Annotated in this window: 22 protein-coding genes and 2 pseudogenes; 11 read left to right on the top strand and 13 right to left on the bottom strand. The window is 29.6% G+C overall.

Annotation, left to right across the window (positions count from 1 at the left end; genetic code table 11):
• Nucleotides 1-14 precede the first annotated feature (14 nt).
• The 8 genes and pseudogenes from V3V28_RS12270 to V3V28_RS12235 all read right to left on the bottom strand — a co-directional run bounded on the left by V3V28_RS12270 (nucleotide 15) and on the right by V3V28_RS12235 (nucleotide 8,427).
• The gene (locus V3V28_RS12270; RefSeq protein ID WP_331365304.1) at nucleotides 15-1,205 is read right to left on the bottom strand and encodes a DNA cytosine methyltransferase; all 1,191 of its coding nucleotides are present in this window, start codon (nucleotides 1,203-1,205) and stop codon (nucleotides 15-17) included.
• 17 nt (nucleotides 1,206-1,222) lie between these two features.
• Nucleotides 1,223-1,972: a Fe-S cluster assembly ATPase SufC gene (gene sufC, locus V3V28_RS12265; protein WP_331365303.1), complete on the bottom strand. Its 750-nt coding sequence runs from the start codon at nucleotides 1,970-1,972 to the stop codon at nucleotides 1,223-1,225.
• A gap of 83 nt (nucleotides 1,973-2,055) precedes the next feature.
• Nucleotides 2,056-2,157: pseudogene (locus V3V28_RS12260) on the bottom strand (four helix bundle protein); the annotation flags it as partial.
• A 190-nt stretch (nucleotides 2,158-2,347) separates the two neighbouring features.
• Nucleotides 2,348-3,235, bottom strand: coding sequence for an N-acyl homoserine lactonase family protein (locus tag V3V28_RS12255; protein ID WP_331365302.1), 888 nt, complete (start codon nucleotides 3,233-3,235; stop codon nucleotides 2,348-2,350).
• Between the two features lie 78 nt (nucleotides 3,236-3,313).
• Nucleotides 3,314-4,762 (bottom strand): Fe-S cluster assembly protein SufB, encoded by a 1,449-nt coding sequence (sufB, locus tag V3V28_RS12250; protein ID WP_331365301.1) that lies wholly within the window; start codon nucleotides 4,760-4,762, stop codon nucleotides 3,314-3,316.
• Nucleotides 4,763-4,774: 12 nt separating this feature from the next.
• The gene (locus V3V28_RS12245) at nucleotides 4,775-5,104 is read right to left on the bottom strand and encodes a HesB/IscA family protein (protein ID WP_331365300.1); all 330 of its coding nucleotides are present in this window, start codon (nucleotides 5,102-5,104) and stop codon (nucleotides 4,775-4,777) included.
• A gap of 133 nt (nucleotides 5,105-5,237) precedes the next feature.
• Nucleotides 5,238-7,151 (bottom strand): M1 family aminopeptidase, encoded by a 1,914-nt coding sequence (locus V3V28_RS12240; protein ID WP_331365299.1) that lies wholly within the window; start codon nucleotides 7,149-7,151, stop codon nucleotides 5,238-5,240.
• Nucleotides 7,152-7,212: 61 nt separating this feature from the next.
• A complete protein-coding gene (locus V3V28_RS12235; RefSeq protein WP_331365298.1) occupies nucleotides 7,213-8,427 on the bottom strand; it encodes a choice-of-anchor B family protein in 1,215 nt (404 codons plus the stop codon).
• Between the two features lie 133 nt (nucleotides 8,428-8,560).
• Between V3V28_RS12235 and thiL the strand changes: the two genes are divergently transcribed.
• Entirely contained in the window at nucleotides 8,561-9,610 is a 1,050-nt protein-coding gene (thiL, locus tag V3V28_RS12230) for a thiamine-phosphate kinase (RefSeq protein WP_331365297.1), read from the top strand.
• Nucleotides 9,611-9,683: 73 nt separating this feature from the next.
• On the opposite strand, the gene V3V28_RS12225 is transcribed toward thiL, so the two are convergent.
• On the bottom strand, nucleotides 9,684-12,524 hold the full coding sequence (locus V3V28_RS12225) for a WD40/YVTN/BNR-like repeat-containing protein (RefSeq protein ID WP_331365296.1): 2,841 nt from the start codon (nucleotides 12,522-12,524) through the stop codon (nucleotides 9,684-9,686).
• A 226-nt stretch (nucleotides 12,525-12,750) separates the two neighbouring features.
• On the opposite strand from V3V28_RS12225, the gene V3V28_RS12220 reads away from it, so the two are divergent.
• The 7 genes from V3V28_RS12220 (at nucleotide 12,751) to V3V28_RS12190 (ending at nucleotide 19,622) form a co-directional block, all read left to right on the top strand.
• On the top strand, nucleotides 12,751-12,963 hold the full coding sequence (locus V3V28_RS12220) for a hypothetical protein (RefSeq protein ID WP_331365295.1): 213 nt from the start codon (nucleotides 12,751-12,753) through the stop codon (nucleotides 12,961-12,963).
• Nucleotides 12,964-13,101: 138 nt separating this feature from the next.
• The gene (locus V3V28_RS12215; RefSeq protein WP_331365294.1) at nucleotides 13,102-14,412 is read left to right on the top strand and encodes a DEAD/DEAH box helicase; all 1,311 of its coding nucleotides are present in this window, start codon (nucleotides 13,102-13,104) and stop codon (nucleotides 14,410-14,412) included.
• Nucleotides 14,413-14,437: 25 nt separating this feature from the next.
• A complete protein-coding gene (locus tag V3V28_RS12210) occupies nucleotides 14,438-15,013 on the top strand; it encodes a Crp/Fnr family transcriptional regulator (protein ID WP_331365293.1) in 576 nt (191 codons plus the stop codon).
• 73 nt (nucleotides 15,014-15,086) lie between these two features.
• Nucleotides 15,087-16,379, top strand: coding sequence for an aminopeptidase P family protein (locus V3V28_RS12205; protein WP_331365292.1), 1,293 nt, complete (start codon nucleotides 15,087-15,089; stop codon nucleotides 16,377-16,379).
• Between the two features lie 155 nt (nucleotides 16,380-16,534).
• The gene (locus V3V28_RS12200; RefSeq protein ID WP_331365291.1) at nucleotides 16,535-16,969 is read left to right on the top strand and encodes an RrF2 family transcriptional regulator; all 435 of its coding nucleotides are present in this window, start codon (nucleotides 16,535-16,537) and stop codon (nucleotides 16,967-16,969) included.
• Between the two features lie 66 nt (nucleotides 16,970-17,035).
• The gene (locus V3V28_RS12195; protein ID WP_331365290.1) at nucleotides 17,036-17,383 is read left to right on the top strand and encodes a cupin domain-containing protein; all 348 of its coding nucleotides are present in this window, start codon (nucleotides 17,036-17,038) and stop codon (nucleotides 17,381-17,383) included.
• Nucleotides 17,384-17,402: 19 nt separating this feature from the next.
• Entirely contained in the window at nucleotides 17,403-19,622 is a 2,220-nt protein-coding gene (locus V3V28_RS12190) for a nitric-oxide reductase large subunit (RefSeq protein ID WP_331365289.1), read from the top strand.
• Between the two features lie 40 nt (nucleotides 19,623-19,662).
• Here the strand turns inward: V3V28_RS12190 and V3V28_RS12185 are convergent, their stop codons facing one another.
• Nucleotides 19,663-20,529, bottom strand: a complete 867-nt coding sequence (locus V3V28_RS12185; RefSeq protein ID WP_331365288.1) for a winged helix-turn-helix domain-containing protein — start codon at nucleotides 20,527-20,529, stop codon at nucleotides 19,663-19,665.
• Between the two features lie 125 nt (nucleotides 20,530-20,654).
• Here V3V28_RS12185 and V3V28_RS12180 point away from each other — a divergent pair, with 125 nt between their 5' ends.
• The 3 genes from V3V28_RS12180 to V3V28_RS12170 are packed head-to-tail and all read left to right on the top strand — an operon-like array spanning nucleotide 20,655 to nucleotide 22,410.
• Nucleotides 20,655-21,224 carry a YceI family protein gene (locus V3V28_RS12180; RefSeq protein ID WP_331365287.1) on the top strand — a complete coding sequence of 190 codons (570 nt, stop codon included), beginning with the start codon at nucleotides 20,655-20,657 and terminating at the stop codon, nucleotides 21,222-21,224.
• Nucleotides 21,225-21,226: 2 nt separating this feature from the next.
• Entirely contained in the window at nucleotides 21,227-21,814 is a 588-nt protein-coding gene (locus tag V3V28_RS12175) for a hypothetical protein (protein WP_331365286.1), read from the top strand.
• A gap of 11 nt (nucleotides 21,815-21,825) precedes the next feature.
• Nucleotides 21,826-22,410, top strand: a complete 585-nt coding sequence (locus V3V28_RS12170; RefSeq protein ID WP_331365285.1) for a hypothetical protein — start codon at nucleotides 21,826-21,828, stop codon at nucleotides 22,408-22,410.
• 48 nt (nucleotides 22,411-22,458) lie between these two features.
• Here the strand turns inward: V3V28_RS12170 and V3V28_RS12165 are convergent.
• From V3V28_RS12165 to V3V28_RS12155, 3 genes and pseudogenes are all read right to left on the bottom strand, one after another.
• Nucleotides 22,459-22,743, bottom strand: a pseudogene (locus V3V28_RS12165) (hypothetical protein).
• A 30-nt stretch (nucleotides 22,744-22,773) separates the two neighbouring features.
• Nucleotides 22,774-23,022, bottom strand: a complete 249-nt coding sequence (locus V3V28_RS12160; RefSeq protein ID WP_331365283.1) for a hypothetical protein — start codon at nucleotides 23,020-23,022, stop codon at nucleotides 22,774-22,776.
• Nucleotides 23,023-23,275: 253 nt separating this feature from the next.
• A complete protein-coding gene (locus V3V28_RS12155; protein ID WP_331365282.1) occupies nucleotides 23,276-24,055 on the bottom strand; it encodes an alpha/beta fold hydrolase in 780 nt (259 codons plus the stop codon).
• Nucleotides 24,056-24,091: the final 36 nt, after the last annotated feature.

Raw genomic sequence — 24,091 nt, 5'->3', positions numbered from 1 at the left:
TATAATGGTTTTGTTTAATAATTATATACTATTTCTGGCTCGTTAAATTTAGAGAACTGTTGTTCTTCTATAGCGCCTTCTTTATTTCCGTTTTCTAAAACACTTTTTAAAGTGGTTGCAATTTCAAAAGCTAATAAAGGCGGAACTGCATTACCAATTTGTTGATATTGGCTCAATCCTTTTTCCCAACTCATTTTTGTGCGCATTCCTTTAAAGATAAAATTATCTGGAAAAGATTGTAATCTTGCGCCTTCTCTTGCCGTAAAATTTCTGTCTAACTTTGGGTGAATAAAATTACTCTGAAATGAAGCTGCAATTGTTGGCGCAGGTTTATCTCCGTATAATCTTTGGTTATTCTGACTGAATTTTACCGTTGATTTTTTTGAAGGATCTCCTCTTTGAACTGATCCATGAGTTTCCCAAACATCTAATAAACCTTGTCCGTTTTTAATGGCTTTAAAGCGGTTTATTACTCTTTGAGTGTGTCTCATAGCAATATGATTCTTCACACTTTTAGAGTTCTTTCTCATAAACTCTTGATATGTGTTTTGAATTTTTTTTGTGTATTTCTGACTTTCTGTACCTTCCGCAGCATGAATGGTTGGTAAGTCTGAAATTGCTTCGTTTACTGTAACTTCTTTTGCGTATTTTTTTAGAGGAAATTCAGGAGTTAAACCTAAATCTTTTCTTATTCCTATAACAATTACTCTTTGTCTAGATTGCGGAACTCCGTAATCTGAAGCTTTTAAAACTTGATATTTTACTTCGTAACCAAATTCACCTGCTTTTTCAAATTCACCAACAATTTGTTTGATAACTTCTCCAGATTTCATCGATAATAAACCTTTTACGTTTTCCATAACAAATGATTTTGGGTTGTACCAATCAATCACTTTGACAAATTCATAAAACAGTTTATTTCTTGGGTCGTCTGCTACAGTATTTCTCCTTTTGTTGGCTAAACTAAATCCTTGACAAGGCGGCCCACCAATTACAACATCTATTTCTGTATTAATACTCGCTTCAAAATCTTCTTTTTTTATGGCAGATAAATCACCACAAATAAAAGGAGTTTCAGGAAAATTAGCGGTAAATGTTTTTTCACAATTTTCATCTATATCAGATGCTAAAACAGCATTAAAACCTGCCCATTTAAAACCTAATGAAACACCTCCACAACCAGAAAATAAATCTATTGTATTCAATTTTTAAAACTTTCTAATTAAACAAGTTCTTGTTTAATCCAATCATATCCTTTTGCTTCTAACTCTAAAGCTAAAGAAGCATCGCCACTTTTCACGATTTTTCCATCGTATAAAACGTGTACAAAATCTGGTACGATATAATCTAATAAACGTTGGTAATGCGTAATTACAATTACTGCATTGTCTTTAGATTTTAATTTATTTACTCCATTTGCAACAATACGCAAAGCATCAATATCTAAACCAGAATCAGTTTCATCTAAGAGGGCTAATTTTGGCTCTAACATTGCCATTTGAAAAATTTCGTTACGTTTCTTTTCTCCACCAGAAAAACCTTCGTTTAAAGAACGAGATAAGAATTTACGATCTATTTCTAATAATTCAGATTTCTCACGAATCATTTTTAACATGTCTTTAGCTGGCATGTCTTCTAAACCTTTTGCTTTACGAGTTTCATTAATAGCCGTTTTAATAAAATTGGTTACAGAAACTCCAGGAATTTCTACTGGATATTGAAAAGATAAAAACACACCGTTATGAGCTCTTTCTTCTGGTGCTAATTCGCTAATATCTTCACCATTTAATTCAATAGTTCCGTCTGTAACTTCATAATCTTCTTTACCAGCAATAATATTAGCCAAAGTACTTTTCCCTGCACCGTTTGGCCCCATAATTGCGTGTACTTCACCTGCTTTTACTTCTAAATTCAATCCTTTTAAGATTGATTTATCGTCTATACTTGCTTGTAAGTTTTCTATTTTTAACATTGTAATATTGGTTTAAAGTCTAAAAGACCAAAGTCTAAAGGTGTGGAGACACAAAAGACAAAAGTCATTGACCTGATACATTTTTATTTTTTTAAATATTTTATTAATCCTCCTATCAGTTTAGATATTTCTACAACTTTATTTTTTAGTTGAATAAAATCTTCATCATTTATATATTTTAAATCGTTTGCTAAATATAGTTGCGATCTAACTTCACCTGCTGAAGTTTTAGCAACGTATAAAAAAAAATGCTATAAATAAGTTTGTTTAAAACTCTAGCTCTTTTCCAACTTTCTATTTCTTCAAAAGATTTAAAGTTCATAATTTTATTTTCCACCTTTTTAACACACAGACTTTATGACATCAGACTTTTGATTATTTTTTAGTCAATAATTCTTCTAATTTCTTGAAAGCTATTGGTGAATGTTGAATAATAACTTCTGCATTTTTCTCTATAGCAAAAGCTTCAAATTTATTCATACTTTCTAAAGTTTTTTCTACATCATAGTTAAATGATGGAATTCCTTTACTTGTTCTATTCTCTTCAAAGTGATATAAATCTCCTGTTAATAAAACAGGTTTTTCTAAACCTGCAACCTCAACATATAAAACTTGATGTCCAATTGTATGACCTGGCATATATTTGATAACAACAGAGCCATCACCAAAAACATCATAATCACCATTTATTTTCTGAACATTTTTTAATGCTTCTAAAGCTGGGTTTTTAAATTGAGCAGAATCTCCAACAACAGAGTTAAATTCATTTTCTTGAACAAGCCACTTTGCACTTCCCATTAAATTTGCATGACCTGTATGGTCGAAATGCGAATGAGACATTGCAAAATAGTTGAAATCTTCAATTTTAAAACCAATTGTTTTTAATTGATTGGCTAAAGAATCTGGTCTTTGTATTCTATAAACACCGCTTGGATCATTATATGGTTCTGGAATCACCAAATTTTCTGGTAAACCAGCATCCCACATTAAATTTCCTTTTGGATGAGAAATTACATAATATGCATCTGTAAATTGTTTTTGCTGACCAGTATAAGTAGTATCTTGAGAGAAAACTTCTAATTTTTTTACTAAAATAGAACCACCAACTAATTGAAATAACTTTACTTCTGGTTTAGCAATTGCTTCAGCTTTTTTTTCTGATTTTTTACAACCAACAATGCTAATTGCTATAAAAAATATAGTAAAAAGTCTTAAAGTCGAAAGACCAAAGTCTTGTTTTTTAATTGATAAATGTTTTTTCATATAAAATCCACTATTTTTATTTTCTATTTTTAACATCCAGTCTTTAGACTTTATGACATTATACTTTAGACTATTTTTTTAACCTACAGAACCTTCTAAACTAATTTCCAATAATTTTTGAGCTTCCACAGCAAATTCCATTGGCAATTTATTTAAAACCTCTTTACTAAATCCGTTTATAATTAATGCAATTGCTTTTTCGGTATCTATACCACGTTGGTTACAGTAAAATAATTGTTCTTCACCAATTTTACTTGTAGTTGCTTCGTGTTCTATTTGTGCCGATTTATTTTTAGCTTCTATATAAGGAAATGTGTGTGCTCCACATGCATTACCCATTAATAGAGAATCACATTGAGAAAAATTACGTGCATTTTCTGCTCTTGCTCCAATATGTACCAAACCTCTATATGAGTTTTGAGAATGACCTGCTGAAATTCCTTTAGAAATAATGGTAGACTTGGTGTTTTTTCCCAAGTGAATCATTTTTGTTCCGGTATCTGCTTGCTGATAATTATTTGTTACTGCAATTGAATAAAATTCACCTACAGAATTGTTTCCTTTTAAAATACAAGAAGGATATTTCCAAGTGACTGCAGAACCAGTTTCTACTTGTGTCCAAGAAATTTTCGCATTGGTTTCGCAAATACCTCTTTTGGTTACAAAATTGTAAACTCCACCTTTTCCTTCTTTATTTCCAGGATACCAGTTTTGTACAGTAGAATATTTAATTTCTGCATCGTCCATTGCAATTAACTCTACAACAGCTGCGTGTAATTGATTTTCATCTCTACTTGGTGCTGTACAACCTTCTAGATAAGAAACATAACTTCCTGCATCTGCAACAACTAAAGTTCTTTCAAATTGCCCTGTTCCACCTTCATTAATTCTGAAGTATGTAGATAATTCCATCGGACAACGAACTCCTTTTGGGATGTAACAAAAAGATCCATCAGAAAAAACTGCTGAATTTAACGCTGCATAAAAGTTGTCTGTAGTTGGTACAACAGTTCCTAAATACTTTCTTACCAATTCTGGATGTTCTTGAATTGCTTCTGAAATAGGCATAAAAATAATACCTTTTTCACCTAATGTTTTCTTAAAAGTAGTTGCTACGGAAACTGAATCTATTACAATATCTACAGCAACATTTGCTATTTTTTTTTGTTCATCTAAAGAAATTCCTAAACGTTTAAAAGTGTCTAACAATTCTGGATCAACTTCATCTAAAGAATTTAATTTTGGTTTAGATTTTGGTGCAGAATAATAAGCTATTGCTTGAAAGTCAGGTTTTTCATAATTAACATTTGCCCAATCTGGCTCTTCCATCTGTTTCCAAACTTTAAAAGCTTCTAATCGCCAATCTGTCATCCATTCTGGCTCATTTTTCTTTTTAGAGATTGCACGAACAACGTCTTCATTTAATCCTACAGGAAATGTATCACTTTCTATATCTGTATAAAAACCGTATTTATATTCTTGGGTTTCTAATTCTTTTTCTAAATCGTCTTCTGTATACTTTGACATCTTTTTCTAATTTTAAAGTGAAAATGATTCACCACAACCACAAGTTCTATTTGCGTTTGGGTTATTAAAAACAAATCCTTTCCCGTTTAAACCTCCAGAATACTCTAGAGTAGTTCCTACTAAATATAAAAAGCTTTTTTTGTCTACAATGATTTTTACATCATTCTCTTCAAAAACTTTATCGTTTTCTTCTTTTTTATTATCAAAAGTTAAATCATAAGATAAACCTGAACAACCACCACTTTTTACGCCAACTCTCACAAAATCGGTTACTGCGTTAAAGCCGTCATCTGTCATTAATTCTATGACTTTCTTTTTTGCTGTGTCTGAAACTTTTATCATAATTTTAAATAGATTAAATCTAAATTGGGTGCAAATATACAATATAAGTCGCAGAATAACACAGAACTTTCATTAGGAAAGGTAATGTGTTAATTGGTCTTATTGATGTTACTTGCTTTAAAGAAAGTAAAATTTAATTCTTAATAATTTTCTTGTGAAGATTTCCGAGGTTGGTAATAACTTTTACAAAGTAAATGCCTGAATTTAATTGAGTTAAATCTATTTCAGAAATAGATGATTTAAGAATTTCTTTCCCTATAGTATTGTAAATAATTGCCTCTTTTACAATTACATTGTTAGATGCTTTAATGTTTAAAACATCAGTAATAGGATTTGGAAATAAAGAGATGTTCTTTTCCACAATGTTTAACTTGTTTAAACCTAGCGTTACAGTATTGTTTCTTGAAATTAAATGAAAATCAGGATCTAATTCTACAGAGCTTACTGTAAAAGAAACCGTTTCAGTAAAAGTTTGGGCATTATTAATGTTATTTAAAACAAGATCTAGAATTTCTCCATTTGTTCCTGTTAAATGAATGGGTACATTGGCTTCAAAAAAAGAGACTGAACTATCACTTTGGGTTTGGTTTAATGTAACTGTCACTTTATCTGCTTCTGGTTGGTTCCACTCTAAAGCATAAGTTGGGTAACCTTGATTGTAGATCCAATCATTAAAAAATTCTTCTAAATCTAAACCGCTAGCTGTTTCTAAATGCGTAATTAAATCTGGTGTTTTAGCATATTTATAGGCTAAATTAGGGTCTGTTATGTAATTTTTTATAGCGCTAAAAAAGTTTGTTTCTCCTAATTTTTTGCGCAACATATGTAAAACCATTGCGCCTTTATTGTAACTTAATCTGCTACTAAAAATTCTACCAACACTTGTTGTGTCTGCATCAGAAAGATAAACGGCTCCGTTAGTAACAGAAGTTATTGAGTTATTGTTAGTACCTCTCCAGTTTTTATAGGCTGCTTCACCATCTAATTTTTCTACGGTTAAACCTGTAAGAAAAGTTGCAAAACCTTCATTTAACCATATATCTTTCCAACTTCCGCAAGTAATTTTATTTCCAAACCATTGATGTGCTAGTTCATGTGCAATTAAATTTCTATTAAAACTTCCCATAAAGGAAACAGTGGTATGTTCCATTCCGCCACCCCAACCAAATTGGGCGTGACCATATTTTTCATTTTCAAAAGGATAATTGCCAAATTTATCTATAAAATTATTCATAATATCTACCGTAACACCAGTACTATTTTGAGCACTAGTTAGACTTTCTGGATATACATAATTTACAATTGGAAAAGGATTTCCGTTATTAGGAACTGTATGAGAATAGGTAGCATAATTAGTAACTGCAATAGCAATTAAATAAGCAGGAATTGGGTATTGATGTTTAAAATGTGTTGTCTTTTGTCCAGCATTTATAATGGCACTTTGTTCTAATCCATTTGAAACAGAAGCATATAGTTCTGGTGCAGTAATATAAACATCAATTTTATCAATTTTATCATTTAAATCTTGTTTACAAGGCCACCAACCTAAAGCACCATATGGTTCTGAAAGTGTCCAAAGAACTGGTGTTCCATCGTGTGTATTTACTTCAAAAGAACCAAAACCATTACTCGTTGGGTTTCCACTATATTCTATACTAACAGATGTTGAGCTATTTGTAGATAATGTGTTTTCAAGTGTAATTACCAACTCATCATTTGCATTTTGAGAAAAAGATAAATTGTTTCCGTTTTGTAAAACATTTGAAACCGTCATATTATCATCTAAATCGAATGTAACTGTAGTTAATTCTTCTTTAGCGGTAAAAGTTGTAGTAACTTTTCCTGTAATACTTGCTACTGCAGGATCTACAGTAAACTCTAACTTATGATATGTAATGTCGTAATTTGAAGTATTAGGATTTGCTCTAAAATGAATTTTATTTGATGCAGACTTTGCTTCAGCTTCAGCTATTTTTACTATTTCTTGTGCTGTAGTATTTGTAATAGCAATTGTAATAAAGAAAAGAAGGAGTTTAAAACGAATCATAACAAGTAATTATTAGATTATAAATGTACTTCTTTTTTTACAATGAAATTTTTAGATACTGTTAAGAATTGTGTTTTCTAATTATAAAAAAACCTTTGCTAAAGTCGCTTATAAGAATATTTCCGCTAGGTGAAAATGGATAAACACTCCAAGTTCCATTTTTTTCTTGATTGTCATTTTCTGGATATGTATCAAAAAAACCAACTTCAAAAATATTTTTATTTTCTACATCAGAAATTTCTAAAACTCTTACACCAGCAGTTGTATTTGCTTGGTAATATAAATTACCTTTTAAGTAACCATTTAAATCTATTGCAGCCGTATTTCCTTCAAAATCGAAATGATGTACAGGGTTGTCTAAATCTGTAAAATCGAAAACAATAGTTCTTGTGTTTATGGCTGAATTTTGTTCATCTTGCTCATCACCAATAATAAAATATTTAAAGTCTTCTGTAAAAGAACCTTTTGTTGTTTTACCAATATCTGTATAGTTTACAGTAGCTATTTCAATAGGATTCATTTTATCTGTAACATCTAAAATAACAAGGTTGTTTTCATTACTACCAATAAAAATTTCTTTATCTAAATGGTCTTCATCTGGGCCAGTATAAGTAATAACTTCTGCATCATTAGAATATGTGTCTTTTATATAATTACCGACTTCTGCTGCTGTAAATGCTTTATTAATATCCAAAAAAACAGGACTACCGTTACCTCTGTTAGAACCAAGAATATAAGCAATACCCGTTTCATTGTTTATAGTAATATTTCTTGCAGTACTAACTAAAGAACTTTTTGAACTACTTGCAAATTCTACAGGAGTTTCAATAACATCTTTAAGTTCATTTAAGTTAAAGATTTGAATTCCATTACCCGCAGCTTCACTTGTAACATAAGCGAAAGAGTTAAAAACTTTTACATCTCTTATAGCATTATTTTCTATTTCAGCTTTTAAAGTACCAATAATTTCTGCTTTAGCAGGGTTTGTAATGTCTATAAAAGTAATTCCTTTATTTGTACCCATTAGAGCATATTCTACATTTGTTGCAGGATCTATCCATCCCCAACAATTACGACCAATTGTGTCTGGACCACCAATGTCTTCTAAAGAAATATAAGTTAGTAAATCATAATCATTACAAGGGTATTCTCCTGCAAAACCATTTTCGCATTTTGCAATAGGATTTATAATGATTTGTTTATTTGTTTCAAAAACATCTTTTTTGTCGCAACTAATTGCAATTAGAAATAAAACTAGTAAACTTTTTTTAATCATTTTCATTTTTTTTGGAAACTATAAAGCTGTCAATTATATAACGTAATTCTTCTTTTTTAGTATTTTGAAACTATATAATCATCAAAAGTAAGATTTATATGTCAATATTTTAGAATGTAACTATCTTTGCAAAATGTTAGAAGATAAAAATACACAAAAAACATCGTTGGCTGAACTTGGTGAGTTTGGTTTAATAAACCATATTACAAAATATTTTAAAGTAGAAAATTCATCAACAGTTAAATCTATTGGAGATGATGCTGCGGTTTTAGATGCATCTAAAAAGCAGACGTTAGTTACAACAGATTTGTTAATAGAAGGCGTACATTTCGATTTGAGTTATATGCCGCTAAAACATTTAGGATACAAAGCTGTAATGGTAAATCTTTCTGATGTGTATGCTATGAATGGTGTTGCAGAACAAATTACGGTTTCTATTGCAGTTTCTAACCGTTTTACTTTAGAAGCAATTGAAGAATTGTATGCAGGAATTCAGTTAGCTTGCCAAACGTATAATGTCGATTTAATTGGTGGAGATACAACGTCGTCTACCAAAGGTATTTTGATTTCTGTAACCGCAATTGGTAAAGCAGAAAAAGAAGATGTTGTATATAGAAGTGGCGCAAAGGAAACCGATTTAATTGTGGTTACTGGAGATTTAGGTGCTGCATATTTGGGTCTACAGGTTTTAGAAAGAGAGAAACAAGTTTTTAAGGTAGATCCAAACAACCAACCAGATTTAGACAATTACACTTATTTAATACAACGTCAATTAAAACCGGAAGCACGTAAAGATATTGCTGGTATCTTAAAAGAGTTGAATATTAAGCCAACTTCTATGATTGATATTTCTGATGGACTTTCTTCAGAAGTTATGCACATTTGCTCACAATCTAAAGTAGGTTGTAAAATTTACGAAGACAAATTACCATTAGATCCTCAAGTAATTTCTACTTGTGAAGAATTTGAGCTAGATTCTACGATGATTGCTTTAAGTGGTGGTGAAGATTACGAATTATTATTTACGGTACCAATTGCAGATTTTGATAACATAAAAACAAATCCTAATTTTTCTATTATTGGTCATATAACGGCAGAAAACCAAGGTTTAAATCTAGTTACAAGAGCTAGTCAAGAAATTGAATTGAAAGCTCAAGGATGGAATTTCTTAAAAAGTGAGTAGAAAATTAAGAATAAAGAAAAATCCGAAGTAAAATTTTTACTTCGGATTTTTTTATGAAATAACTTTGTTGAGGTTATTTAACTTTAAACTCACTTTTAGAATCACCAATTTTTACAGTATATTTTCCTTTTGGTAAATAGTAAATTCCGTTTTTAGCTTCTTTTAAATCAGCTTTTTTATTTACTTTTTCATACCATTTTTTTCCTTTTTTAGAGAAAGAAACATCAAATTTTAATTCATTAAAACCTTTATTTGCATCAACAGGAATAGAGTTCACTTTTACATCTTCATTATAAATATCTACAGATACTTTTTTTTCTGAATTCACATAAAAAGGAATTTTAACTTCTGGTGTATTTGCTTTTCTCCATTGATTCCAAGAGCGTCCCCAGTTTTTACTTTTTCGAATGTTATTTATCGCAAAAATATGTGTTGGTTTTGCTAAAACTTCTGCATTCATGTTTTGAAGTGGCGCAATGTTTGTTTTATACAAACTTCTTCCGTGTGTTCCAACAATTAAATCTTTTGCTTTTGATTGAATTACCAAATCATGCACAGCTACGTTTGGCAAATTATTACTAAATGCTTCCCAAGAAACTCCCTGATTAAAAGAAACATACAAACCATTATCTGTACCAACATATAATAGGTTTTCATTGTCATAATCTTCTTTTATTACATTTACTGAAGACGTTGGAATGTTATTACTGATATTTTTCCAAGTTTGGCCATAATCATCTGAGACATAAACATAAGGTGTAAAATTATCAAAACGATATCCGTTTAAAGTTGCATAAACTCTTTCTTTTTTAAATTTTGATGCAATTACTCTAGAAACCCATAAATTCTGTGGAAGATTGTTAGAAATACGTGTCCAACTTCCTCCACCATTTTTCGTTACATTGATGTATCCATCATCTGAACCCACATAAATCAATCCGAATTGAAACGGGCTTTCAGAAATTGAAGTTAATGTTCCATAAGCAACATTTCCTTTTTTTCCACCAGTTGTTAAATCATCAGAAATCGTTTCCCAATCATCACCTTTATTTAAAGAACGGTGCAATTTATTTCCTCCTAAATATAAAATATCTTGGTTGTGTTTTGATAAATGAATTGGTGTTTGCCAATTAAAACGATAAGGATTTTCGCCTAAAGTATGTTTTGGTTGAATGTATTCATTTTTACCGGTTTCTCTATTAATTCTAAAGTAATTCCCAAATTGATAACCAGTATATACAATGTTCTGGTTTCTGTCATCTACCTGAATTTGCATTCCATCTCCACCCATAATAGATTCATACGGGTTTTGACCAGATTGTTTCCAATATTTATCAACTCTGGCATTATTATCTGCAACCCAAACGCCATTATCTTGCAAACCACCATACACTTTGTAATTTTTCTGATTGTCTGCATAGACAGCATAAAATTGCCCAACTGCAGGGTCATTTAGCTTAATCCAATTTTCACCATCGTCATAAGAAAGGTTTAAACCACCATCATTTCCATTTAAAATATGACCCGACTTCTTTGGGTTTACCCACAATGCTTGATGATCTGAATGTACATTTTCTTTACTTATAGATGTAAAGTTTTTTCCTCCATCTTTCGATTTAATAATAGGAACTCCCATAACATAAATTCCGTTTTCATCTTGTAAATCAACTCTAATTTCTCCAAAATAATATCCGTAAGAACTATAAACACCATCTAAAAAACTATCATGTGTTTTATTCCAAGACTCACCACCATTTGTCGTTTTAAAAACTTCAGCACCTATAACTTGTGTATCAAATAACATTGAGTTTGCATCTTCTAAATAACTTGCTAAATCAATTGGTTTTACAGAACCAACACGTACCATTTGTTTTACATTTTCTGCTCTGTATTTTTCTTGAAATCCATTATTTTTTAAATAAGTATTTAGTTTTTTATCTGATAAACTCAAAAAATCAGAAGAAGACATCGATTTAAAATCTTCTTTAACTAATTCGTCAGAAGGTTTTTTGTTTTTTCCTTTAGGTCTTCTAAATTGACTATCATGTAAAGCATACACGGTATTTTCATTAAAAACTGCTAAACCAATTCTACCAACTCCATCTCCTGTTGGGAAACCACTTTTGTCAGCAATTTTTTTCCAAGAACTACCTGCGTCTATACTTTTATAAATTGCAGATTTGTTTCCATCACCATCAAAATTCCAAGCTTTTCTATTTCTTTCCCAAGAAGCAGCGTACATTACATTAAAATTTTCAGGAGCAACAGCAACATCAATAATTCCTGTAGCATCATTAATAAATAAAGTTTTTCTCCAAGACTTTCCTCCATTAATCGTTTTAAAAATACCACGTTCATAATTTTTTGAATATAAATGACCAATAACACCTACAATTACTTCATCTGTATTATTTGGGTTTATTAAAATTCTACTCACATGATGAGAATCGAACAAGCCAACATACTCCCAAGTTTCTCCTTTATTTGTAGATTTTAAGATTCCAATTCCTGCATAAGAAGAACGCGAAGAGTTTTTTTCACCAGTTCCAACCCAAATAGTTCCTGATTTCCAATCTACAGCAATATCACCAATATTTTGAGTTGGAGAATTGTCTAAAATAGGCGTAAAAGTTGTTCCGTTATTATTTGTGTACCAAAGACCACCAGAAGCATAACCTACATAAAATTCTGTTGTATTATTTGGATTTACTGCAACATCTGCAACACGACCACTCATTACTGTTGGACCAATATTGGTGAATTCAATGTTTTTTACAATTGAATTTTTTGCAAGATTTTCTTTCTCAGTTAGAGATTTTTGAATTGTATTTGATGTTGTTACTGTCTGTTGTGCAAAAGAAATTGCTGTTAAAAAGCAAAATATTACACTTAAAATTGTTGATAACCTTTTCATTATTTGGTTTGGTTTAGAAACCTTGAAATTACTGTTTGTATTAGCAATTTCAAAAACTTTAACATAAAAACTACGAATCTTTTAAAACGAAAGTTATTAACAAAATAAAACAAAACTCATAATAAATAATTAAATTACAGTCTATTAACTAATTAAAAATCAAAAAATGTAATTAATTATCAGTTTATTAAGTGGTGCATTAGGTGGAAACGTTGCTGGAAAGTTATTGAGTAAATATTCTATGGGACCTTTATGGAACTCTGTTGTTGGTATTCTTGGTGGTGGGCTTGGTAGCCAACTTTTAGGAATGTTAGGAATGGATTTAGGTGGTGCAGAAATGAATTTAATGAATATACTTGGTAACGTTGCTGAAGGTGGTGTTGGTGGTGGAGTTTTAATGGCAATTATAGGTGTTGTTAAAGGAATGATGAAAAAATAATTAAGAATTCTCCAAGCATTAAAAACCACCTTTAAAGGTGGTTTTTTTATTCTTATTAAAACCTAGTAACACCAATAGAAATCAACGTATATTTGCCACAGAAACAACTACATAAAGTTGCTTTCATAATTATTTTTTATGACATTTAAAGATTTAGGTTTATCTGCTGCATTAGTAAAGGCTGTTGAAGAAAAAGGATATACCAGACCATCACCCATACAAGAAAAAGCAATTCCACATATATTAGAAGGAAAAGACATTTTAGCTTCTGCACAAACAGGAACAGGAAAAACAGCTGGTTTTACTTTGCCTGTTTTACAACACTTAGCTGAAACAAAACACCCAAAATATAGACCTTTAAGAGCTTTGGTTTTAACACCAACAAGAGAATTGGCAGCACAAGTGCATGACAATGTTAGAGAATACAGTAAATATGTAGACATTAAATCTTGTGTAGTTTTTGGTGGTGTAAACGCAAAACCACAAATTGCAACTTTAAGAAGTGGTGTAGATATTTTAGTAGCAACACCAGGTAGATTATTAGATTTACACGACAGAAAAGCTGTTTCTTTTAAACGTGTTGAAGTTTTAATTCTAGATGAAGCAGATAGAATGTTAGACATGGGTTTTGTTAGAGATATTAACAAAATCATAAGTTTTATGCCAGCAAAACGTCAGAATTTGATGTTTTCTGCAACTTTTTCTAACGACATTAAAAAACTAGCATCTGGTATTTTAAGAAATCCTGTTTCTGTGGAAACTGCTCCGCAAAATTCAACAGCAAAAAAGGTAACACATATAGTTTATAAGATTGACAAAAGCAAAAAAACCGAGTTTACTATTAAGTTGATAAAAGATGGAAATTGGAAACAAGTTTTAGTTTTTACAAGAACAAAACATGGTGCTAATAAATTGACCGAAAAATTGATAAAGGCAGGTATTTCTGCTGCTGCAATTCATGGTAATAAAAGTCAAGGAGCTAGAACAAAAGCGTTAAAAAACTTTAAAGATGGCTCTATTAAAATTTTAGTTGCTACAGATATTGCTGCACGTGGTTTAGACATTCCTTTATTACCACATGTTATTAATTTTGAATTGCCAAATGTACCCGAAGATTATGTACATAGAATTGGTAGAACAGGTAGAGCCGGCGCAGCTGGAGAAGCAATTTCTTTAGTTTGTAGTGAGGAAAGTGAGTACCAGAGTGAAATAGAGAAAATATTAAAAGAAAAAATAAAATCTACTATAGTAGAAGGTTTTGAGCCTACAGATACTGCTGGTCCAAAAAGAGCAGCTTCACAAAGTAAAGGTTCTTTTGGTAAGAAAAATAAAGGCGGTTCTTCTGGCGGCAATAAGCCAAAAAACAAACCTCATTTTAAAGGAAATAAATCTGCAGGAGCTACTTCTGGACGAGGTAGAACAGGTGCTCCTAAAAAGAAACGTTATTAAAGTGTATTTTTATAGAAAAAAATAAATGAGTTTAATTTTTTCTAACTATTTAAAAAATATTATTAATAATAGTTCTCTTGATGATTTTCTTCCAGAAATCCTAACATCGTTTTCTGAATTAAAACTAACAAGAAACAGTTATTTAGTAGAATCTGAAAAAATTTGTACTACTTTTTGTTTCATTGAAAGTGGTATCCTACAACATTCAATAATTATTCTAGGCGAAGAGAAAACTACATATTTAGGTCTAAAGAATACTTGTACATCTTCCTTAAAAAGTTTTTTACAAAATACTCCTTCTAGAAAAAGTATTAAAGCATTAAGTGATTGTAACTTATTAGTTATTGATGCTGTTTCTTTTAAAAAATTACTGAAAGAAAACCCAGCTTTTAAAGAATTTTATTACAATTTAATAGAGAATCAAATTTTTCTAATCGATGATTATAGAATTGATTTACTAACCTTAACTCCAGAAAATCGTTATAAAAAACTATTAAATAACGAACCTATATTATTACAAGAAGTACCACTACATTATTTAGCTTCTTTTTTAGGAATTTCTTCTAGACATATGAGTAGAATTCGTAAAAGCATAAAATAACGCCAAATGGCTAGTTAATTAAAAATATCTTTCCATATTTTTGATTATAATTTATTTTTAAATGTAGTTTATCATGAAATACCATCAAATTAACAATAGTTTATTTATAAAAAACCGTAAGAATTTTGCTTCAGTGATGAAACAAAATAGTATTGCTATTTTTAATTCTAACGATATTTATCCTATTTCTGCGGATAGTACAATGCCCTTTGAACAACATAGAGATATTCTTTATTTATCTGGCGTAGATCAAGAAGAAAGTGTTTTAATGTTGTTTCCAGATTGTCCAAACGAAAATTTAAGAGAAGTGTTATTTCTAACTGAAACAAACGATCATATTGCTGTTTGGGAAGGTGAAAAATTAACGAAAGAAGCAGCTTTTAAAACAAGCGGAATTAAAACTGTTTTTTGGTTACAAGATTTAGAAAAAATCTTGTTCGAAATGTCTTCTTATGCAGATACTTTTTACATTAATACAAACGAGCATTATAGAGCAAGTGTAGAAACTGAAACACGTGAAGATCGTTTTACAAAATGGTTATTGGAAAAATATCCTGCTCATTCTGTTGCAAAAAGTAATCCTATTTTACAAAGATTGCGTTCTGTAAAAGATCAGATCGAGTTAGATTTAATGCAACACGCTTGTAATATTACTGAAAAAGGTTTCCGTAGAATTTTAAACTTTATAAAACCGAGTGTTTGGGAGTACGAAATCGAAGCAGAATTATTGCATGAATTTGTTAGAAATAGGTCTAAAGGATTTGCTTACACACCAATTATAGCTTCAGGAAATAACGCAAACGTTTTACACTATATAGAAAATAATCAAGAATGTAAAGCTGGCGATTTAATTTTATTTGATATTGCTGCTGAATATGCAAATTATAAAAGTGATTTGTCTAGAACAGTTCCTGTTTCTGGGAAGTTCTCCGAAAGACAAAAATCGGTTTACAATGCAGTGAATCACGTTAAAAAAGAAGCTACAATGTTATTAGTTCCAGGAACTTTATGGAAAGAATACCATGTAGAAGTTGGTGATATTATGACTTCAGAGTTATTAAAGTTAGGTCTACTAGATAAAGCGGATGTACAAAATGAAAATAAAAATTGGCCTGCTTACAAAAAATATTTTATGCACGGAACAAGTCATCATATTGGTCTAGATACACATGATTATGGCCTTTTACATGAACCAATGCAAGCTAATAATGTATTTACAGTAGAACCAGGTATTTACATTCCTAAAGAAGGTTTTGGTATTCGTTTAGAAGATGATGTTGTTATTCAAGAAAAAGGAGAGCCTTTTAATTTAATGGGAAATATACCAATTGAAGCAGATGAAATTGAAGATATAATGCAAGGTTAAACCTCGAAATAAGTTTTTAAGAGCGAGCTTTATAACTCGCTTTTTTTTTGCTAAATATTAAACACTCCCAATCATTATAATTACAGAATAAATTATAGAGGATAGTTTTATCCTTTATTGTTTTTTATGTAACTTTGCATCGTAAAATTTAAGGTATGTTTTCTAAAACTTGTGAATACGGTTTAAGAGCGGTAATTTTTATTGCTCAAGAATCTAAAATAGACAAAAAAGTAGGTATTTCTACTATTTCTGAAGCTATCGGATCACCACAAGCTTTTACAGCAAAGGTTTTACAACAACTCACAAAACATAAAATTGTACAATCTATTAAAGGACCAAACGGAGGGTTTTTTATTGCAGAACAAAACTTAAAAACAATTGCTTTAAGTAATATTGTAGAAGTTTTAGACGGAGATAATATTTACACAGCTTGTGGTTTAGGCTTAAATCAATGCAATGATAAAAAACCTTGTCCACTTCATTTTAAATTTATTGAAATTAGAAATAATTTAAAAGTAATGTTAGAAACTACTACATTGTTAGAACTTTCATTAGATGAAAATCTGGTAAATTATTTTCTAAAGAATTAAAATAATAATTAAATAAAGGATATAAAGACCTTTTATTCTTGATAAAAATAACTTAAAATAAATAATATGATTACAGCTTCAATAACAGAAAATATAAATTACAAAGAAGATAAACCAGCAATAACGCTACTTATGGAAACAGATGTTACTAAGGAAATAAGAATAGTCTTTAAGAAAGATCAAGAAATGAAAGAACATTCTGCACCAAAACCAATTGTTGTAGAAATTTTTGAAGGAGAAATTATTTTTGGTGTTAATACTAAAGAATTACATCTTAAAAAAGGAGATTTAATTGCATTAGATGCAAATGTACCACACAATCTATTGTGTAAAAAAGATGCAATTGTTCGATTAACTCTCTCAAAGTTAGACACAATAAACAGAGTAAACAATGTTGTATCAGAATTAAAATAATAGATAAAAATAAATCAAAATGAAAAAAGTTTGGATCGCCTTTATAAGCGTAATTGTACTATCTTTTGCAGTACTAATTTGGGTAGGAACAGAAGTCTACCAAAAACAACCACCAATTCCTGAAAAAGTTTTAGTTAAAGATACAAATGAAGTATTTTATACAATTGAAGACATACAAATAGGACAAAATGTTTGGGAATCTATTGGAGGTATGGAAGTTGGCTCAATTTGGGGTCATGGAAGTTATGTAGCACCAGATTGGTCTGCAGATTGGATTCATAGAGAAGCAGTTTTTATGCTAGATCTTTGGGCCAAAAGAGATTATAATAAAGAATATAAATCTTTAGATGTAGAAAAAAAAGCAGCATTAAAGGCTCGTTTAATAAAAGATATTAAAACGAATACTTATAATTCTGCTACAAAAACAATTATAATTTCTAAAGAAAGAGTTGCTGCAATAAATAATAATATTCAACATTTTAGTGCTGTTTTCTCAAAAGGAAATGAAAGATATGCAATTCCGGAAGGTGCTTTAACAGACGAAACAAAACTTAAGCAGTTAAATGCTTTCTTCTTTTGGACTTCTTGGGCTGCAAGTACTAATAGACCAGAAAAGGAATATACTTATACATCTAATTGGCCACACGAACCTTTAATTGATAATAATATTACAGATGGCTCAATAATTTGGTCTGGGTTATCGATTGTTTTGTTGCTTATTTTTATTGGAATATTGACATTTTATTATTTAAGAAATCATGAAAAAGGAGAATCTCTAATAAAACCAGATTCAGATCCTTTAGCTAATATGAAATTAGCAAAGTCTCAAAAAGCAGTTTTAAAATACTTTTTTGTAATTTCTTTATTAATTGGTTTACAAGTTATTTTAGGAATTATAACGGTTCATTATACCGTAGAAGGGCAAAGTTTTTTTGGTTTCGATTTAGCAAAGTACTTGCCATATTCTGTAAGTAGAACTTGGCATACACAATTGGCAGTTTTCTGGATTGCAGCAACATGGTTGGCAACTGGATTATTTTTAGCGCCAATGATTTCGAAAAAAGAAATGAAATATCAACTTTTTGGAATCAACTTTCTATTTGTAGCATTAATCGTTATTGTGTTTGGCTCTATGTTAGGAGAATGGTTAGGAGTTCATCAATTTTTAGATTTAACAACCAACTTTTTCTTTGGTCATCAAGGATATGAGTACATGGATTTAGGAAGATTCTGGCAAATATTTTTAGGAATCGGTCTTGTTTTATGGGTTGTTATGGTAAGTAGACATATTTTATATGCTATTCGAAAAAATGACGAATCTAAACACTTATTAATTATTCTATTAATATCTGTGATGGCAATTGGTATGTTTTTCTTCTCTGGTTTAATGTATGGAGAAAACAGTAGTTTACCAGTAATTAACTATTGGAGATGGTGGCTAGTACATCTATGGGTAGAAGGATTTTTCGAAGTTTTTGCAACTGTGGTAATCGCATTTATCTTCTCTAGAATGGAAATAATATCTGCTAAAACTGCAGGTAGAGTTTCTATCGCTTCTGCTTCAATTTTTTTAGCAGGTGGAATCATCGGTACTTTACATCATTTATATTATTCTGGTACACCAATACAAGCAATTGCTTTAGGCGCAACGTTTAGTGCATTAGAAGTAGTGCCATTAACTTTAATGGGATTTGAAATTAGAGAAAACTGGAATCTTTTAAAAAGTAAAAAATGGATTCAGAATTATAAATGGCCAATATTCTTTTTTATATCTGTTTCTTTTTGGAACTTTTTAGGAGCTGGAGTTTTTGGTTTCTTAATTAATCCACCAATTGCATTGTACTATATCCAAGGTTTAAATACAACTGCAGTTCATGCACACACAGCTTTATTTGGAGTATATGGAATGTTAGGAATGGGCTTTATTATTATCTGTTTGCGTTTTTATTCTGATAGAATTTGGAGCAGTACAAAATTAAAAAGAGCATTTTGGTTTTTAAACATTGGTTTGGTAGCAATGGTTGTATTAAGTTTATTGCCAATAGGAATTATACAAGCGTACACTTCTATAACAGAAGGATATTCGTTTGCGAGAGAATCAGATCTTTTATACTCACCAACCATACAAACTTTAAAGTGGATGAGAATGATTGGAGATATTATTTTCTCTATAGGAATTTTCTACTTCTGTTGGTTTACAATAGATGAGGTAATTTATAATTACAAACGAAAAAAGTAATTTTTTACTTAAAAAGGCGAACTGCAATGTTCGTCTTTTTTTATTTTATTTCTAACTTATAGCCAACTCCATGAATATTTATCAATTGAATTGATTCGTCTTCTTTTAATTTTTTACGCAATTTAGAAATATAAGTATCTAAACTTCTGCCAACAAAAACACCATTATCTTCCCAAACTTTTTTGGTTAATTCTTCTCTTTTTATAATTTGATTTAGGTTTGCAACAAAAATTTCTAATAATTCACATTCCTTTTTAGAGAGTGAAATTTCTGATGTTTTTTTTACTAATTTATGCTGTTCTGGAAAAAATTGAAAACTTCCCAATATAGTATGCTTTTCATGTTTTTTTTCTAGAATTGTTGTTGACTTTTTCTTTTTAGAAAATCGACCGTAATAAATTCCAATAATTAATGGGATAAAAATATAAAAGAGGTAATTATAATTAAATTTTGAAGAGATTCTATCTAAAAAAACAATTTCAATGAAATACATTTTTTTTGGTAAAAATCTTCCTGCACAAGGAATTAAAGTTTTTTCATCATCGGTATTTATTTGATAACTATAGGCAACTTCTTGCGTTGAGTTATCTATTACCTCAACTCTATAATTTTTAGAAACCTCTGTTTTCCCAAAAACATTTTTTATAATTTCTACTAAAGTATTTGGTTCAAAAGAAAGTGGTTTTTGAAAGGAAATTCTGTATTTAAAATCATCTATTTCTGTAATAGGTAAGATTAACGAAAGTGAATCTTTTTGAGACAATAATAATTGATTTCCAATAGCTCTTAAATTCACTTTTGCAAGTGCTGTAAAGTCATTTTCTTTTTCTTGTGGACTTGTAAAACTCCAAAAACAAAATGAAATAACTGCTAAAAGTAAAATAAAAAAATTCTTGTTTTCCTTCATAATTGATACAAATAACACGCTTTTATATCAATTTTTACAATGTTTAACACTTCTTTTACATTTTTTTGACACTTTTTTTCTGATTCAGAAATAGTTTTACAGAAATAAAATTAAAAAGTATAATTATGAAAAAATGTATCTTATTAGCAGTCTTTACAATCTTATTCATCAATCTTTCATTGTCACAAGAAAAAATAAAATTAGACACTAAAAAAAGCTCCATTATTTGGGAAGGAAGCAAACTATTTGGTTTTGGAAGCCACGATGGAATTGTAAATTTTATAGAAGGAGAAATTACGGTAAAAGACAGTAAAATTACAAAAGGTAGTTTTATAATTGATATGACTTCTATAAAGTCTAATGAAACAGAAACTTGGGTGAATGATCTTATAGAGCATTTAAAACACAAAGATTTTTTTGATGTAAAAAACAACCCAACTGCAAAAATTATTTTTACAAATATAAAATATGTTGGTAATGGTTATGTGCAAATTACTGCAGATTTAACCATTAACAAAATAACAAATTCCGTCTTTTTTGTTGCCAAGCAAAATGCTGCAAAAAAACAAATAGAAACCCGTTTAAAAATAGACAGAACAGATTGGAATATTACTTATAAATCGCAAGGAAAAACGAGTATAAAAGATCAAATTATTTCTGATGCTATTTCTTTTAAAATTAATTTAAATTTTTAAAAATGAAAAAAATAGTATTGATTATTCCCTTAATTTATTCGGTTTTTACTTTCGGGCAAAAAAATGAAAATGTAAATTTAATTCAAGCAGATAGTACTTGGGGAAAAGAAATTATTAAAGTCCCTTTTTGGTTTGCACCAAAAATAGACTACAAAGGATTTGAAGATATTCGGTTTGCAAAAGGTTGGGAAGATATAGAAAGTGACGGTTTTTGGGTATTGGCTTTTGCTTGGGATATCAATTTAAAAACAAAACCTTCTGCTAAATTTTTTGAAGAAAATTTGAAGCTTTATTATGATGGATTAATGAAAGTTGTAAATGAAGATGAAAAGATAATTATCCCTAAAACAGAAGCATTATTTGCAGAAAGTACATCAAAAAAAGGTGTAACTTATTTTACAGGAATTGTAAAAACCTTTGATGCTTTTACTACTAAAAAAACAATAAATTTATATGTTACTGTAGAAAGTAATTATTGTGAAAAAACCAAGAAATATATTCCTCTTTTTAGGTTTTCTCCTAAAGAATTCATTCATAAATCTTGGGAAGATTTAAATAAAGTAAAACTTCAAAATAACCTTTGCAATTAAAATTCATAAAAATGAAAAATATAACGATCACATTAATTTCAATATTACTTTTTTGTTCAATTTTCACTTACGGACAAAATGATGAGTTCAATTTAATAAAATTAGATTCCACTTGGGGCCAAGAAGTACTTCGTTTTCCTGCAAGAGATATGGATTATATTGGAGTAGGAGATATCCGTTTTCCACCAAAAGGTTGGATTAAACCAGATCATACTTTTTTTTGGTCTTATACCTATGCCTGGAGCATTAATGTAAATAGAAAAATTCCTGAAAGTGAATTAGAGTTAGATTTAGAAAAATATTTTAATAGTTTAAATAGAGTTGCAATAAATGATAAAACCGATAAACGAAAAGCTACTGCAACAGTTACTAAAAAGGGAAGAAATAAATCCACTATTTTTTATGAAGGAAAAGTAGCTACTTACGATCGTTTTGCAACGAACAAACGATTTACTTTAAATGTAAAAATTGAAAATCATTTTTGTAAAAAGACTCAAAAAACGATTTTATTATTTACCTTTTCTCCAAAAGATTTTACACATAAAGTTTGGGAAACTTTAAATAAAATTGAGTTGAATAATGGTCTTTGTAAATAATGATTGGCGAACATTTCTGTTCGCCAATCATTATTTGAATTAAAAAAATTACTCTACAATTAATGTATATTGTGGTGTTGGGTTTAAAGGGCAGAAATAAATATATTTTCCTTTTTTAAGTATTACTTTTTTTGAAGTTCCTTTTGTATTATTTACAACTTGTGCTGTTACATCCGATTTTGGCGTTAAAACAAAACCTACATTATGACCAACATTGTTGTTTGCAATTTCAAAAATGTATGTTCCAACAGACAATGTAATTTGTTTCTACGTAAACTCACCTTTTGTTTATTCTAAAGAAACTGTTTTAGCTTCTTTATTACGGGTTTGTATGCAGTAGAAACCTCGTGCAAAAGTAAGTTTTTAAGCCGTTTTTATTTGCACGGAATCTACTGTAAAAACTTGTCCTGGAGATAAGAAAAACAACACATTATCTGTAAAAGTATATTGCTCAAAATCTATATTATAAGTTCCACTTCCTTCTTGAACCCAATAAATAGAATACGCGTTTTGTTGGGTATTATGATCTATAGTACACGCTTTTTCAAACTGAACTGAATTCACAGAAAAAGTGTCTTTAAATGAATATTTTATAATTTCTTGAACTGCCATTTATTGGTTTTGTACTTTGTAGGTCGTAAAAGTTAGTGGAAACTTATTTCTTTAAATTCTTTTACTTCTAATTTTCCATACCTTTAATTAACCTAAAAAAAAGATATATATATAATTCTGGATTTAAAAAATTGAACAGTAATTTTGATTGTCTAATAGATATAAATTATAAGTTTTTATAATGCCTTTATTTACAATATTCTTATTAAGAATATGATTATTAAATCTTAGTAGAAAACTGTTACAACAAAAACTATAAAGATGTAATAAAACGAATTGTTTGGTTGTTAAACATTTCTGGTTGCTCTACGTTTACAACATGGCCGCAATTATCAATTACAAATAAAGACGAGGTAACATGTTTTTTAACAATGTTTTTTATGGATGGTAAAAACAAATGATCTTCTGCACCCATTACGTATAAAGTAGGGATTTTAATATCTTTTGTTCTAAAAAAACGTAATAAAGGATTAATTTCTGATGTTAATTTAAACCAACGTAAGAATTCTTTTTGATATAACTTCTTTGCTTCGTTTACAAATAACAACCTCGATTTCTTATGATTTTTCTTTGGCATTATTATAAATGCAAAGAGTTTGTACAACATCATATAAGGTACCACAGATTTAAAAATATTACCAACTTTCATGAGTACTTGAGAGCGGAAATTCATCTTTATAATTGCGCCACCCATTATCATACTCTGCACCATTTCTGGTCTTTTTTCGGCTAAATTCCGTATCAAAATTGTACCCAAAGAAATGCCTATAAAGTGAGATTTTTCAATCTTAAGATGGTCAATAACTTCAACAATATCTGCAGTAATAGAATCGAAAGTATATTTAGCACTAAACGTATCTTTTAAACTTGGTTTGCTATTTCCATGTCCACGTAAATCGAGAATTAAAACATTAAATTGTTTTTTAAAATCTCTAACTTGCTTGAACCAAATAGAACTACTTCCTCCTGCTCCATGAACAAAGGTTACCCATTTTTTGGAAGTTTCATGCGGATATGAATAATAATTTAACAAACGTTATATTAGGTTTTTAGGTAAAAATGAATTACA

The sequence above is a fragment of the Polaribacter sp. genome, from assembly GCF_036480315.1.
GTDB lineage: Bacteria > Bacteroidota > Bacteroidia > Flavobacteriales > Flavobacteriaceae > Polaribacter.
The sequence above is the reverse complement of the archived record's forward strand: the minus strand, read 5'-3'. Positions and strand labels throughout refer to the sequence as shown.

Excerpts from the sequence above, each read along its gene's own strand:
- sufC (WP_331365303.1), bottom strand. The coding sequence starts at position 1,972 with ATGTTAAAAATAGAAAACTTACAAGCAAGTATAGACGATAAATCAATC.
- V3V28_RS12255 (WP_331365302.1), bottom strand. The coding sequence starts at position 3,235 with ATGAAAAAACATTTATCAATTAAAAAACAAGACTTTGGTCTTTCGACT.
- sufB (WP_331365301.1), bottom strand. The coding sequence starts at position 4,762 with ATGTCAAAGTATACAGAAGACGATTTAGAAAAAGAATTAGAAACCCAA.
- V3V28_RS12245 (WP_331365300.1), bottom strand. The coding sequence starts at position 5,104 with ATGATAAAAGTTTCAGACACAGCAAAAAAGAAAGTCATAGAATTAATG.
- V3V28_RS12240 (WP_331365299.1), bottom strand. The coding sequence starts at position 7,151 with ATGATTCGTTTTAAACTCCTTCTTTTCTTTATTACAATTGCTATTACA.
- V3V28_RS12235 (WP_331365298.1), bottom strand. The coding sequence starts at position 8,427 with ATGATTAAAAAAAGTTTACTAGTTTTATTTCTAATTGCAATTAGTTGC.
- thiL (WP_331365297.1), top strand. The coding sequence starts at position 8,561 with ATGTTAGAAGATAAAAATACACAAAAAACATCGTTGGCTGAACTTGGT.
- V3V28_RS12225 (WP_331365296.1), bottom strand. The coding sequence starts at position 12,524 with ATGAAAAGGTTATCAACAATTTTAAGTGTAATATTTTGCTTTTTAACA.
- V3V28_RS12215 (WP_331365294.1), top strand. The coding sequence starts at position 13,102 with ATGACATTTAAAGATTTAGGTTTATCTGCTGCATTAGTAAAGGCTGTT.
- V3V28_RS12210 (WP_331365293.1), top strand. The coding sequence starts at position 14,438 with ATGAGTTTAATTTTTTCTAACTATTTAAAAAATATTATTAATAATAGT.
- V3V28_RS12205 (WP_331365292.1), top strand. The coding sequence starts at position 15,087 with ATGAAATACCATCAAATTAACAATAGTTTATTTATAAAAAACCGTAAG.
- V3V28_RS12200 (WP_331365291.1), top strand. The coding sequence starts at position 16,535 with ATGTTTTCTAAAACTTGTGAATACGGTTTAAGAGCGGTAATTTTTATT.
- V3V28_RS12195 (WP_331365290.1), top strand. The coding sequence starts at position 17,036 with ATGATTACAGCTTCAATAACAGAAAATATAAATTACAAAGAAGATAAA.
- V3V28_RS12190 (WP_331365289.1), top strand. The coding sequence starts at position 17,403 with ATGAAAAAAGTTTGGATCGCCTTTATAAGCGTAATTGTACTATCTTTT.
- V3V28_RS12185 (WP_331365288.1), bottom strand. The coding sequence starts at position 20,529 with ATGAAGGAAAACAAGAATTTTTTTATTTTACTTTTAGCAGTTATTTCA.
- V3V28_RS12180 (WP_331365287.1), top strand. The coding sequence starts at position 20,655 with ATGAAAAAATGTATCTTATTAGCAGTCTTTACAATCTTATTCATCAAT.
- V3V28_RS12175 (WP_331365286.1), top strand. The coding sequence starts at position 21,227 with ATGAAAAAAATAGTATTGATTATTCCCTTAATTTATTCGGTTTTTACT.
- V3V28_RS12170 (WP_331365285.1), top strand. The coding sequence starts at position 21,826 with ATGAAAAATATAACGATCACATTAATTTCAATATTACTTTTTTGTTCA.
- V3V28_RS12160 (WP_331365283.1), bottom strand. The coding sequence starts at position 23,022 with ATGGCAGTTCAAGAAATTATAAAATATTCATTTAAAGACACTTTTTCT.